Raw genomic sequence first — 12,908 nt, forward strand, 5'->3', positions numbered from 1 at the left:
CCTGTGAAAATTATTCGTCTCATACTTCTGATTCTACATATAGGGATTTTCTTTCTCTTGGCAGGCATGTTGCTGAATGCTTATATTCCGCCAAAGGTTTCCCCCTGGTTCAATCTGCTTTCTTTAGGATTTCCTGTTTTGATGATCGGCTATGTCGCCCTGACTCTTTTCTGGATTTTCTGCTGGAAAAAAAGGGCTTTTGTATTTATTTTCTCAGGACTACTGTTTTTTAATGCGACCATGCGGTGGATTAATTATTCACCTGAAAGAAAAGATATTGCGGATCTCAAAATTGTTTCTTTCAACACCAAGGGCGGACAGGCTTCAGGCAAAGAAAGCATTCAGGATTATCTGAATGCTCAGAATGCCGATGTGGTGCTTTTACAGGAAGAGTCAGGATATCAGATCAATCTTAACGGGTATACCGAAGGAATGGCAATGCCCTTAACCGCAGTGTTTACAAAGCATGAGATTGTAGATGAAGAGATGATCAGGACGGATTCAGAGAATGTGGAACCATATGCTACTCAAACGGATATTAAAATCCGCGGGAAGATATACCGTTTTATCAATGTATACCTTCATCCTTTTAAGTTTGAAAAAAGCATGGTAAAGCTGGACGGCAATAATGAACAGGACGAGAAAAAAATAAAAAATATAATCAAAAGATTAATTCCTACCTTTAAAATCCATCAGGAAGAAGTAGCGGCCATCAGGAAATCGGCGGAAAATTCACCTTATCCCGTCATCATGGCCGGGGATTTCAATTCGGTGCCTAATTCTTACGAGTATTATCATTTATCAAAAGACCTGAAGGATGCATTTATGGAAGTGGGAAAGGGAAGTGCTACCAGTTTTCATGACTACAAATTCCCAATAAGAATCGATTACGTTTTTTCATCAAAATCAATACAGCCCGTCAGCTACCAGGTAGACCGGTCTGTCAGAATTTCAGATCATTTTCCGGTCATTGCAACCCTCAAGCTCCGGCATTAATCATAAAAACCGTTAAACTTTTTAAGTTGGTTGATTTTTTGTTGAAAAATTATGGTAGCTTACTGCAATTATGAAGTTTTATCAGATATTATTGTTCGACCTTTTAATTTCCGGGAACGGAAGCTCTTGCGCATTCGATAATGGTAATGTTCCCTTATACATGGATTGTATTATCAGCTTAGAATCAATTATTCCTTTAAGTGATCACGCTGATCATTCTGGTCAGTTATCATATCATTATCCTTAATTGCAGAATTTCCGCTAAATTAGTTCCATGAAAAATCTATTTTTTACAGCATTTGTTTTCTCGGCTTCAGCGGTTTCATGCTCCAAAAAAGAGCCGGTGGATCTTTATCCTGCCGACAGCCCGAAACCGAGCTATGATACTGTAGCGGTAGATTCTTTCTCAAATGGAGCCACCTCGGTGGATATCGTACGTCAGATCAAAATGTCTTCACAACAGTATCAGGACTCAGTAAAAAAAGCGGTACAGCTTCAGGAACAGGAAAACAAGATGAAAGAGGAGCTGGAAAAAGAAAGTAAAAAACAGGCAGGAGAAAAGAAAAAAGCAGATGATGAAAAAAATCAAAAAACAGCTGAAGAACCAGCGGCGGGCGAGCCCAAGGCCAATTAGCCATCTTAATATTACATTTTAAATTATAAATACATATGAAAAAAAGCATTTTATCAGCATTGATGATCGCAACAGTAGTTGTATCATGTACAAAATCAAGCACACAGACAGAGAAGGTAGAAAATCCGGACGGATCAGTATCCACCACCACTACAGTTTCTGAGGATGCATTAGGCGTTGATACGGCAAAGATCAACCAGACTAAAGAAAAAGCGCAGGCTAAAATTGACGCAGCAGACAGGAAAATAGACCATGTTGCAGAGAACGCCAAAAATAAAATTGATGCTACTGCAGATAAAACAAAACAGGACCTGCATAAGGCTGGGCAGGACATCAAACGGGGAGCAAAAGAAGTGGGAAAGGATGTGAAGGATGCAGCGGCAAAAGGAGCTTCCAAAGTAGAGGAGGGCGCTAAGAAGCTGAAAGAAGACTTAAGCAAATAAATAAAGAAAGGCCGCAGTATGATCTGCGGTCTTTTCCTATACCTTTTATACTGTCTTTTTACATTTTATAGATTGCTTGCCCTGTTTCATCAGTATACCCGTTACTTTTCCTTTTTTGTCGAGCAAAAACTGAAGTTCAGCATCGTTTTTTCTTGCATAGAAAGTATTTTCTGATTTTCGTTCTAACAGCATTTTTTCACCGTTATCTCCGTCTTCGTACATGCTCAGAAACAAATAGTTTTTTCCGGCATGTGTTATTTTAAATTTTCCGAGCGTGATGAGTCCTGCCAATTGCGCTTTATAAACACCGTGATAAATTTCTGTAGAGGATGCGCCCTCTTTCTTGTAGGTTGTAAAATCAGGATATTTATAGCTTTTCTGATAATACTTTGAAACGATTCCTAAAATTATTTCATTGAGTTTAATATTTGTGCCGTTTGAAAGGACCGAAATGCTAAAGCCTTCATCCGGGAAATACCCTGTGAATGAGTGGAATTCATCTATTTTTCCGGAGTGCCCGTAGCCGGACCTTTCATAAAAAGGCGTTTTAAAAAGTCCGTAGCCATACGCTTTGGCATTTGTTTTTTGCATTTGTGCCAATGAATTTTTAGAGACTAATTTTCCATTAAACAATTCGTTCATTAATTTTGATAAATCTTCGGTTGTAGATACTATCGCGCCTGCGGCAAAAGTGAAACCTGGGTGGGTGTCAAGTTCTTCAGACCAGTTTTCTCCATCAAATAGATAGGAAATATTTCTCTTAAAGTATTCGGTTTCAGAGGTTTCACAATAGGTGTTTTTCAGCCCGATTTTATCAGCGATTCTTATTTTCACCTGATCTGCATAGGATTTTTTCGTAATGTCTTCTAGAATATAACCGAGAAGCATATAATTTGAATTGCTGTAACCACAATCTTCACCCGGCCTGAAATCGGGTTTCCCCTGCTGAATCAGTTTCAGCATTTCTTCTTTTGAGTAATTTTTTCTTTTGGAAACGTAATAATCCTCCCATTCCAGATAATTGTAAATACCGCTTGTGTGGTTGAGCAGATTACCGATTGTTATTTTATCGGCATATTTAATAGCCGGATAGAACGTGTTAAGTTTTGTGTCGAGCGTCAGCCTGCCTTCTTCTATCAGTTGAAAAATAATAATTGATGTAAATGTTTTGGTAATGGAGCCAATCCTGTACCGATCTGTGCCGTTTGGAAATTTATTGAATTCGCCTTTATAAACGGTTTCACCATTTTTTTGAAGCAAGATACTGCCGGAAAATGCATTGTTTTCCTGAAAGTAATTCAACATACTGTCAATTGATTTTTTGTAATCCGGGGTTTGTGAATAAACCAGACCAAAAATATTGAAGATAATTATGAAATATATTTTTTTCATGATTGATTTTATTTGATGCAAATAAAGAAATACCTTATGCTGTATTTTTGTTTTTTCTGACCAACATCATCAAAACCGGTACATACAGTTTTGTAGGTCACCTGATCAGTATTCATCCCTGAATAATTCCTGTTGATGTAAAAAAGCAGTACACAGCTATTGAAAATAGTTAACTTTACGATTTATTCAGACCAACCATGAAAACACCAACAGGACATCGTTTAACCAGGCTGCTGTTAAACATTATATTCACCGGAGTTATAATGGTTGCTGCGGTAAATAATAATGACAGAAGCCTGCCTGTAGGGTTTATTTTATTGTATAACCTATTGATTTTTGTTCCTGGGTGGATTAATAATTTCTGGCTTTTTCCAAACCTTCTGCGCAACAGGAAGGTAAAGCATTATTTAATTTCGGCAGCTGTACTTTTTATGGTTTTGGTAATTATATTGGGCCAATATCTACAATGGCTGTATTATCAGTTTAACACTACGGAACTGCATAATTTTACGCCATTGGCAGCCACATCTTCTGCGCCTGATATATTAGAAAAGTATCAGTATTATTTTGATGTTTATCCGGGGATTATTATTGTCATGGTTGCTATGGCAATCGGCTATTCTGTACAGGAATTTTTATTAAAAATTAAAAAAGAAGAACATATACGTGCTCAACAGGCTGTTGCAGAGCTTAGTTTATTAAAATCACAGATAAGTCCTCATTTTCTTTTCAACGTATTGAACAGCCTGTATGCCTTATCGCTTAAAAGGTCTAAAGAAACGCCTGATGTTATTCTAAAACTGTCCGATATTTTACGATATTCCTTATATGAATCACAGGAAAAAGAAATTTCTGTTGTCAATGAAGTACATATTCTCAATACCTACATTGAGATTGAACGATTAAGGCTTCCTCAAAATGCGAGTATTTCTTTTCTTCATCATCAGGTAAAAGATCCGGTTAAAATTGCGCCGATGCTGTTGTTGCCTTTATTAGAAAATGCGTTTAAGCACGGTACCGATTCTACCATTGGTATTTCTTATATTAAAGCCTCATTAAGTTGCGATAATACCGGTCTCGTTTTCTCCTGTGAAAATAGTTTCAAAGAATCAGCAAAGAAAGATTTCGGAGGGATCGGCATTGAAAATATCCGGAAACGTTTAGAGTTGCTGTACCCTTCAAAGTACCTGTTTCAGATAAAAAAAAGTAAAGACATGTTTAGTGTTACCTTAAAAATAAAATTACAGAAATGATGAAAATAAGATGTTTAGTGGTAGATGATGAAAAACTGGCCCAGGATGTTCTCATTCACCATATTTCAAAATTTGATATTTTGCAGTTAGAAGGGGTTTGCAATAACGTTTTTGAATTAATAGCGTTTTTAAACCGCGATAAAAATATCGATTTAATTTTTTTGGATATTAAAATGCCAGAAATAAACGGGACTGATTTTGTTGATATGTTTAATAATCCCCCTGCCATTGTTTATACCACCGCTTACAACCAATATGCTTTAAATGCTTTTGACCAAAGTGCAGCAGATTATCTGTTAAAACCCATTTCTTTAGACCGGTTTTCTAAAAGCGTACAAAAGGTAACTCAAATTTTAAGGGCAGCACAGCATCATGTTCCGGTGATGACTGAAAAAAACAACGACTGTTTTTATGTAAAAAGCGATAAACGTCTGGTGAAAATCAATCCTGCCGGATTGGTTTACATAGAAGGAATGCGAAATTATATCTGTTTATACACCGAAACCGATAAAATAATGGTTCTCGAAACATTAGCATCCATTGAAGAAAACTTAAAACACCTGGATTACATCTGCAGGGTACATAAATCTTTTTTTATTAACCTCAATAAAATTAATTATGTAGAACAGCATATCATTTTACTGTCCAATAAAAAAAGCATCCCTATCGGTATGAGTTACCGGCATCAGGTTTATGAAAAATTAAAAATCATATAAGCAGGATACAAAAAAGGATCATGCGATAAAATTGAAGAAATGTAACTTTATATTTTATTCAGTTCCAGTAAAGGATCTATATATTCCCTGTCATTGCTTAGCCGGGGCACTTTATTCTGTCCGCCGAGTTTGCCTTTGGCTTCCAGCCACCGGTAAAATAATTTTTCTTTCGCGATATGAACGACGGGTCTTTTTAAAGTGATATTATTATACCGTTTTGCTTCATAATCCGAATTGACGAACTTAAGATGATTATCAAAAACATCAATAAAAAGTTCCAGGTTATCCGGTTCTTTACAGAATTCAAAAATCCACTCATGGGCACCGCCTTCATTGTCTTTCATAAAAACAGGCGCGCCTGTAAAGTCAGAAATCGATGCCTTAGCTTCTTCACAGGCTTTGGCCAGGGCATATTCTACATTGGTAATCATTAATTCTTCCCCGAAAGCATTAATATAATGTTTCGTTCTTCCGGTTATTTTGATCCTGAAAGGATTTATGGAGGTAAATATAACGGTATCTCCGATCAGGTATCTCCATAAGCCGCCATTGGTTGTGATGACCATGGCATAATTTTTTCCGGTTTCCACATCTTCCAGGCTTACCACTTTCGGATTTGAGAGATGGAACTGTTCCATCGGGATAAACTCATAGAAGATACCGTAATCGAGCATCAGCAACATTTCATCACTGTCTGACCTGTCCTGAATCCCGAAAAAGCCTTCGGAGGCATTATAGATCTCATAGTAATTGATCGATTTCCCGATAATCTGTTTGTATTGTTCCTTATAAGGCTTAAAACTGATGCCTCCGTGAAAGAATACTTCAAGATTCGGCCACAGTTCCGAGATATTATTGATGTCGGTTTCCTTGATCACTCTCTGCAGAAGAACCATCATCCAGCTCGGGACTCCTAAGATACTTCCTACGTCCTCATTTTTCACTTCAGAGATAATGGCTTTAAGCTTGCTTTCCCATTCTCCCATCAGGGAAACTTTTTTACTGGGGGTGGTGGTTACTTCTACCCAAAACGGAAGGTTGTCAATTAAAATAGCCGATAAGTCTCCAAATTTGGTATTAAAGTCCGCATACAGTTCTGAACTCCCTCCCAGACGCAGATTCTTATAGTTAAACAGCTGGTTTTCCGGATGGTTATTGGCATAAATGGAAACCATATCCTTTCCTGCCTTCATGTGGCAATACTCCAGGCTTTCTGCTGAAATCGGGATAAATTTACTTTTGGCGTTAGTGGTTCCGGAGGATTTGGCAAAATGTTTTATATAGCCCGGCCAGCTGACATCTTTTTGTCCCTGCCTTGCTTTTTCAATAAAAGGTTCCATCTCTTCATAGGTGACTACGGGCACTTTATTTTTAAAGTCCTGGTAGCTGGAAATAGAATTAAAGCCGTATTTCCTGCCGTATTCCGTGTCTTCTGCATGAAAAAGCTGGGAAAACAGTATCCCTTTCTGGGTCTCAATGGGATGATCCATAAAATTCTGGATCTGATCTATCCTCTGGCGGATAAACCAGTTAACCACAGTATTGAAGAGTGCTTTTGTTGCCATTTCAACAAATATAATACTATTTGAATTTTTATAGAATTTTTTTAGCACAATAAAACAAAAAACCGTTACATTTTTTGTAACGGTTCAGTATTTCGGTCTGCTTTTCTTAGCAATATTCGTCATAGGCAGCCTGAAGGTTAGCGGCAATGGCTCCTGCAGGATTCCCTTCGATATGATGTCTTTCCAGCATATGAACGAGTTCGCCGTCTTTAAAAAGCGCTACACAAGGGGAGCTTGGAGGGAACGGTGCCAGATGTTTTCTGGCTTCTGAGACAGCTTCTGTATCAAAACCGGCAAAAACCGTAGTTAAATGATCCGGTTTTTTATCTCCGGTTAAAGAGTATACGACTCCCGGTCTTGCCGCTCCTGCAGCACATCCGCATACGGAATTGATCACCAAAAGGGTAGTTCCCGACTGCTTGATGGCTTCTTCTACTTGAGCAGGATTGGTAAGGTCTTCAAAGCCTTTATCTGTAAGTTCAGCCTTCATAGGCATTACTAAATCTGTTGGATACATAATTTTGTTTTTAATCAGCTACAAATTTACACAATTCTTTACTTTTCATCAATATATAAAAACTATCATTGTTTTTGTTAAATAAAATAGACTTAATGTGAATGTGTCAGGTATATTCAGTTTCTCTGAATCAGGTACATTATGATTTAAAATTAATTATTAGATTTTAAACAATGCTGAAAATGTTATCATGGATAATCAGTCATTTAAAAAATAAGCCCGCAACTGAAAGTTGCGGGCTTATTTAATCAAATCGTTATAAAGGTCGGATATCCTTTTAGTTATAGAGGGACCTGTTATCACATAACAGGTTAAGATATAAAATATAAATTATGAAAGCAGCTTCTTTGCCATTTCGGAAATGCTTTTCCCGTCGGATTTTCCGGCTAAAGATTTCGAAGCTACTCCCATTACCTTGCCTAAATCCTTTATAGATTCGGCGCCGGCTTCGGTAATAATATTTTTCATTTCTGCTTCCAGCTCTTCTGAAGAAAGCTGTTTCGGCAAAAATTGTTCAATGACTTTCATCTGGGCATCTTCCACTTCTGCAAGGTCATTCCTTCCCTGCGCCGTAAACTGGTCGTAAGAGTCTTTACGCTGCTTCACCATTCTCTGCAGAATGGCAATTTCCTGTTCCGCGGTTACTTCCACTTCCCTGGCTTCAGTTTTCAGCAGCAATATCTGGGATTTTACGGCACGGAGAGAATCTAAAGCAACTTTATCTTTAGCCCGCATAGCCGTTTTTATAGCCTCATTAATGGTATTTTCTAAACTCATTATAATTAATTTAACAATGTAAAAGTGTACTCATGCACCCATAATTTAAATGCACAAAACTGTTACATTATCAGATGGATGCATTGTTACCTTATTTTAGTCTACATCTTTGTTCAGGAACCTGTTTTCCCTGATTTGTATTGACCCGTTGCTGTCAGACAGATAGGTATTAATATTCTGGTCTGAAGCATTATTCCCGTCAATAGAGATGTTTTTTCTTTTAAAAGCAGGAACAGATTCAAATTCGCTTGAACTGTCAAAGCTCTGATACCTTGAGTTGAATTCTTTTAATTTGTTTCTTCTTTCTATTATTCTTTCCTGATCTACGGTCTTATTCACAAAAGTAAATGCCGTTTCATCAGTTTGCGGGGCGTCTGCCTGTTGGTTATGGGCTGCCGTTTCCGTATCTTCTGCAGGCTCTTCTTTCAGGTTTTGAAAGAAATGTTCTACTTTCTGAAGAGGTTCTTCCGTAAGATGATTTACCTGATGATGAGCGGCAAATTCAGCTTTTGGCTGTCCTGAATCAGTCTTTGGCTCTTTATTTACAGGCTCATTGACGAAAAAGCTGAACTCAACGGGCTTTTCCTGTGAATAGGAATTGCTGAATGGGCTATTGGACTGTGGCTCTTCTTTTTTATCTTCAAAATCAAATCTGAAAGACTGGGTTTCAAGATCATTAGGATCATCGCTTTCTTCATCGGAAGAAGTAAACAGGCTGTAAGACTCTTCTTGACTTTCATCCTCATTTCTCCAGCTCTGGGTAAAATTGTCTGCTGTATCTTCATCAAAGAAGTTGTTTTCTGCTTTTGCAGGCTCCTCTTCAATCATCATTTTTTTTTCAGCAGCAGAAGAGTTGAACAGCGGAGTGTCATTGTCTTCATCATCCAGTCTGAAAATATTTTTTCCGCCGAAACCACGATTACGTACGGTATTAGGATCCCTTTGTTCCCTTGTCTTAAATGGGGATTCTTTCTGATTCTCAAATGTATCATTCAAGCTGATCTTGATTTTTTCAGTAGGCCCGGAAAATTTTTTATTATCGTTTGAAAAGCCTGTAGCAATAACCAGCACGCTTACGGAATCTCCGAGTTCTTCATCAGCACCCACCCCGAAGATGATATCTGCCGTGTTCCCGGCTTCCTTCTGGATGTGATCCATGATTACTCCGATTTCATCCATGGTTACCTCTTCCGCACCGCTTCTGATCAGCAACAGGACGTTCTTGGCACCGATAATCTTATTGTCATTCAATAATGGGGAGTCAAGGGCTTTTCTTACTGCTTCTGCCGCTTTATTTTCGCCTGAAGCCACCCCGGTGGACATCAATGCCGTTCCTGAATTCTGAAGCACGGATTTGGCATCTCTAAAGTCAATGTTGACATCAAAGTATCCGGTAATCACTTCAGCCATCCCTTTGGCGGCGTTGGTCAGTACTTCATCGGCTTTTGAGAATCCCTGCTTGAAGCCAAGGTTTCCGAATTGCTGTCTGAGTTTATCGTTGTTGATCACAATCAGTGAATCCACATTATTTCTTAGTTTATCAAGCCCGTTCTCCGCCTGCTCCAGTCTTCTTTTTCCTTCAAAGCTGAAAGGTACCGTTACAATCCCTACGGTAAGAATGCCCATGTCTTTTGCCACTTTGGCAATAACAGGCGCTGCACCGGTTCCCGTACCACCGCCCATTCCGGCCGTGATGAAAACCATTTTGGTATTCTGTCCCATGGCGGCTTTGATCTCTTCGATGCTTTCTATCGCCGATTTTTCACCTACTTCCGGATCTGCACCGGCTCCGAGACCTTCTGTAATGGTGGTTCCCAGCTGCACCTTATTGGATACCGGATTATTATCCAGCGTCTGGGCATCCGTATTGCAGATCACGAAATCTACCCCGTGAATCCCTTTTTCGTACATGTGCTTCAGCGCGTTGTTACCACCGCCTCCGACACCGATTACTTTTATAATTGATGAATTTCCTTTTGGCAAATCAAATGAAAACCCCTGTGTCTCTAAATTTTCCATAACTATACTTTTTTATAATTATAATGATAATTGACTGATGATATCCGGTAAGGAAAGATCATGCACTGCTTATCATTCATCATTTACTCTACTTCTTCAAAGAATTTTTTTACTTTTTCCATCAGCGACTGTCCGAAAGTCAGTTTTGCCGCTCTTTTTTCCCTCTGTTCGCTTATTATATCCTGCTGCAGAACGGTTTCAGCCTGCTGCATAGCTGCCGGTGTTTCACTCGGAACCGCTACGGTTTCAGCATCGGATGATGCCTCAGCCTGTTCCTCAATGAGTTCCTGCACCTCAGCATTCTGCTTTTTATCCCTGATCTTCAAACTTTCCATTAAGAGTCCGATTGAAGTGGCATATTCGGGGCCTTTAAGATACTGATTTTTATCGTTAGCAATGTATTCATTTGCAAAACCTATTCTGCTGTCAAAACCGGTTGTATAATTGGCGAGCTGTCTGAGGTGTTTCAGGTTAGAACCGCCACCTGTAAGGACAATGCCGGCAATCAGTTTTTTCTTCTGTTCGAATGCGCCGTAGGCTTTAAGCTCCGTATTGACCATTTCCAGAATTTCTTCTACCCTCGCATTGATAATCTGTGCCAAAGTTTTCAGGGAAATTTCCTTATCCGGTCTTCCGTGAAGCCCGGGGATGGTTACATAGGTACTGTCTTTTTCCAGCTCAGGAACTGCAGAACCAAATTTTACCTTCAGTTGCTCCGCGTGCTTCTCAATGATTGAGCAGCCTTCTTTGATGTCGTCCGTAATAATTCCGCCGCCGTAAGGAATAACACAGGTATGGCGGATGATATTATCTTTAAAGATCGCAATATCCGTAGTTCCTCCACCGATGTCTACGATTGCTACACCAGCTTCTTTTTCTTCTTTGGTAAGTACGGCTTCTGAAGAAGCCAGGGGTTCCAGGGTAAGGGCTTCCATTTCCAGGCCTGCCTCACGGACGCATCTTGCGATGTTCCGGATGCTTCCCATCTGTCCCACGACCACATGGAAATTTGCTTCCAAACGTTTTCCGTGCATCCCGACAGGCTCCTGAATTTCACCTTCGGAATCCACTTTATACTCCTGGGGGAGAACATGTATAATTTCTTCGCCGGGAAGCATGACCAGTTTTTTTACCTGATCTTTTAATGCTTCAATATCATCATCTGTGATGAACTTGTCGGGATGTTCACGCATAATATAATCGGAGTGCTGCAGAGAACGGATGTGTTTTCCTGCAATTCCTACCGTTACTTTACGGATCGGAACTCCTGCGCTGGTCTGTGCTTCAGAAACAGCCGCTTTGATTGAATTAATGGTCTGCGAAATGTTATTCACAATACCTTTGTGAACACCAAGACTCTTAGCCTTCCCTACACCGAGAACCTCTATTTTCCCGTGTGCATTCCTCCTTCCGACAATCGCGACAATTTTCGTTGTCCCGATGTCCAGACCTACTGAATACTCTTGATTTTCCATTGTTTATACCGATTTGATTTTTTATTCTTTTTTCAGATGTAACAGTCTATTGTCCTATCCTTTTTTAATTGTCCCTAACTGACAATTATTATTCAATCTTAACTTTTGCTTTTGTTTTCGGTTTTTCAACCGGTATTTTTTTCTCTTGTTTTTTTGTTTTCTTTGGCTTGACTATGGTTTTTGGTTTTTTTGAAATGGCAATCGGTTTTTTAGTCTGTTCTTTGACTTCAGTTGATTTCGGCTTATCTTCTGTTTTTTTCATAGGAATAAGCGGGACTTTCGCAAACTCTTTATTCCCCGCTTTTAAAATACTGTCATTATCCTTAAAATAAGGATTCAGCGTAGTGACAATCTGATTCTGATATTTTACGGATACCATATTGTATTTTTCAGGGTCCTGAAACACCAGATATTTTTCCACAAATGTTTTAAATCCTTTTACTTTAAATTCAATATTGTCTAAATCTCCTATTTCCACTTTATAATTTCCTTCACTGGTCAGAAGATTATAATCGCCGTTGTCTTTTGAAATCCCGATGAAATATTTTTTGCTGAAATCATCTTTATCGATTTTCTCAACGAGTTCAGCCAGCTTTTCATATTCATCTTTTTTTATATTCCCTGTTACCAGCATGCAGGGATGAGAATAGGTTTTCGAGATTGGAAATTCGGTTCCTTTTTCATCCACATAAAAATCCCTGCCGTTTGTATTTAACCTGAAAACCGGAACTCTCTGTATGATGTCGAGGTTTAATTTCCCGTTTAGGTTTAAATATACATTAGCACTGTCTACGGCCGGAAGTGCATTGATTTTCTTTTCCAGTGCGGGGATATCTAAAGCCCCGACTTTTCCTGAAGGGTTTTCTTTTTTTACAATTTCGCGGATATCTTTTTCATCAATAAAGTACACCGGCATCTTGTCACTCATTTTTACAGAAATTTTATCGTCCGTAATCTTCTGACCGCTGAATTTTTTCAGAGAGAAGCTCAGCAGAAACCCGAGAATGATTACTGTGACGGCAATTTTTAATATTCTGTATTTATTCTTCATAATTTATGTACGATTCTTCCGCGTACAAAGCATAATGTAATTTATATAATTTATTTCTTTCCGCTCCCGT

General features: G+C 38.8%; 12 protein-coding genes. 5 read left to right on the forward strand and 7 right to left on the reverse strand.

Annotation, left to right across the window (positions count from 1 at the left end; genetic code table 11):
• Window positions 1-3: 3 nt before the first annotated feature.
• From H561_RS0112560 to H561_RS0112570, 3 genes are all read left to right on the forward strand, one after another.
• Entirely contained in the window at window positions 4-996 is a 993-nt protein-coding gene (locus tag H561_RS0112560) for an endonuclease/exonuclease/phosphatase family protein (RefSeq protein ID WP_027387335.1), read from the forward strand.
• Window positions 997-1,270: 274 nt separating this feature from the next.
• A complete protein-coding gene (locus tag H561_RS0112565; RefSeq protein WP_027387336.1) occupies window positions 1,271-1,630 on the forward strand; it encodes a hypothetical protein in 360 nt (119 codons plus the stop codon).
• 35 nt (window positions 1,631-1,665) lie between these two features.
• Window positions 1,666-2,073 (forward strand): hypothetical protein, encoded by a 408-nt coding sequence (locus H561_RS0112570; RefSeq protein ID WP_027387337.1) that lies wholly within the window; start codon window positions 1,666-1,668, stop codon window positions 2,071-2,073.
• A 45-nt stretch (window positions 2,074-2,118) separates the two neighbouring features.
• Here the strand turns inward: H561_RS0112570 and H561_RS22435 are convergent, their stop codons facing one another.
• The gene (locus H561_RS22435; RefSeq protein WP_051349369.1) at window positions 2,119-3,465 is read right to left on the reverse strand and encodes a serine hydrolase domain-containing protein; all 1,347 of its coding nucleotides are present in this window, start codon (window positions 3,463-3,465) and stop codon (window positions 2,119-2,121) included.
• A gap of 197 nt (window positions 3,466-3,662) precedes the next feature.
• Here H561_RS22435 and H561_RS23320 point away from each other — a divergent pair, with 197 nt between their 5' ends.
• Both H561_RS23320 and H561_RS0112590 read left to right on the forward strand, forming a co-directional pair.
• Complete coding sequence (locus H561_RS23320; RefSeq protein WP_027387338.1) at window positions 3,663-4,718, forward strand: sensor histidine kinase; 1,056 nt, start codon at window positions 3,663-3,665, stop codon at window positions 4,716-4,718.
• Entirely contained in the window at window positions 4,715-5,434 is a 720-nt protein-coding gene (locus H561_RS0112590; RefSeq protein WP_027387339.1) for a LytR/AlgR family response regulator transcription factor, read from the forward strand. The genes H561_RS23320 and H561_RS0112590 overlap by 4 nt, the downstream gene beginning before the upstream one ends.
• A 47-nt stretch (window positions 5,435-5,481) precedes the next feature.
• On the opposite strand, the gene H561_RS0112595 is transcribed toward H561_RS0112590, so the two are convergent.
• From H561_RS0112595 to H561_RS0112620, 6 genes are all read right to left on the reverse strand, one after another.
• The gene (locus H561_RS0112595; RefSeq protein ID WP_027387340.1) at window positions 5,482-6,999 is read right to left on the reverse strand and encodes a GH3 auxin-responsive promoter family protein; all 1,518 of its coding nucleotides are present in this window, start codon (window positions 6,997-6,999) and stop codon (window positions 5,482-5,484) included.
• Window positions 7,000-7,105: 106 nt separating this feature from the next.
• Entirely contained in the window at window positions 7,106-7,516 is a 411-nt protein-coding gene (locus tag H561_RS0112600) for a BrxA/BrxB family bacilliredoxin (RefSeq protein ID WP_027387341.1), read from the reverse strand.
• Window positions 7,517-7,846: 330 nt separating this feature from the next.
• Window positions 7,847-8,293, reverse strand: a complete 447-nt coding sequence (locus H561_RS0112605; protein WP_027387342.1) for a GatB/YqeY domain-containing protein — start codon at window positions 8,291-8,293, stop codon at window positions 7,847-7,849.
• A gap of 96 nt (window positions 8,294-8,389) precedes the next feature.
• A complete protein-coding gene (ftsZ, locus tag H561_RS0112610) occupies window positions 8,390-10,312 on the reverse strand; it encodes a cell division protein FtsZ (protein WP_027387343.1) in 1,923 nt (640 codons plus the stop codon).
• Window positions 10,313-10,395: 83 nt separating this feature from the next.
• Window positions 10,396-11,787, reverse strand: coding sequence for a cell division protein FtsA (gene ftsA / locus H561_RS0112615; protein ID WP_027387344.1), 1,392 nt, complete (start codon window positions 11,785-11,787; stop codon window positions 10,396-10,398).
• 88 nt (window positions 11,788-11,875) lie between these two features.
• Window positions 11,876-12,838: a cell division protein FtsQ/DivIB gene (locus H561_RS0112620; RefSeq protein WP_027387345.1), complete on the reverse strand. Its 963-nt coding sequence runs from the start codon at window positions 12,836-12,838 to the stop codon at window positions 11,876-11,878.
• Window positions 12,839-12,908 lie beyond the last annotated feature (70 nt).

The sequence above is a fragment of the Chryseobacterium gregarium DSM 19109 genome (assembly GCF_000430845.1).
In the GTDB taxonomy this organism is placed as follows: Bacteria; Bacteroidota; Bacteroidia; order Flavobacteriales; family Weeksellaceae; genus Chryseobacterium; species Chryseobacterium gregarium.

Bases quoted from the DNA above. Each gene is read 5' to 3' on its own strand.
- H561_RS0112565 (WP_027387336.1), top strand. From the start codon at position 1,271: ATGAAAAATCTATTTTTTACAGCATTTGTTTTCTCGGCTTCAGCGGTT.
- H561_RS0112570 (WP_027387337.1), top strand. From the start codon at position 1,666: ATGAAAAAAAGCATTTTATCAGCATTGATGATCGCAACAGTAGTTGTA.
- H561_RS22435 (WP_051349369.1), bottom strand. From the start codon at position 3,465: ATGAAAAAAATATATTTCATAATTATCTTCAATATTTTTGGTCTGGTT.
- H561_RS23320 (WP_027387338.1), top strand. From the start codon at position 3,663: ATGAAAACACCAACAGGACATCGTTTAACCAGGCTGCTGTTAAACATT.
- H561_RS0112590 (WP_027387339.1), top strand. From the start codon at position 4,715: ATGATGAAAATAAGATGTTTAGTGGTAGATGATGAAAAACTGGCCCAG.
- H561_RS0112595 (WP_027387340.1), bottom strand. From the start codon at position 6,999: ATGGCAACAAAAGCACTCTTCAATACTGTGGTTAACTGGTTTATCCGC.
- H561_RS0112600 (WP_027387341.1), bottom strand. From the start codon at position 7,516: ATGTATCCAACAGATTTAGTAATGCCTATGAAGGCTGAACTTACAGAT.
- H561_RS0112605 (WP_027387342.1), bottom strand. From the start codon at position 8,293: ATGAGTTTAGAAAATACCATTAATGAGGCTATAAAAACGGCTATGCGG.
- ftsZ (WP_027387343.1), bottom strand. From the start codon at position 10,312: ATGGAAAATTTAGAGACACAGGGGTTTTCATTTGATTTGCCAAAAGGA.
- ftsA (WP_027387344.1), bottom strand. From the start codon at position 11,787: ATGGAAAATCAAGAGTATTCAGTAGGTCTGGACATCGGGACAACGAAA.
- H561_RS0112620 (WP_027387345.1), bottom strand. From the start codon at position 12,838: ATGAAGAATAAATACAGAATATTAAAAATTGCCGTCACAGTAATCATT.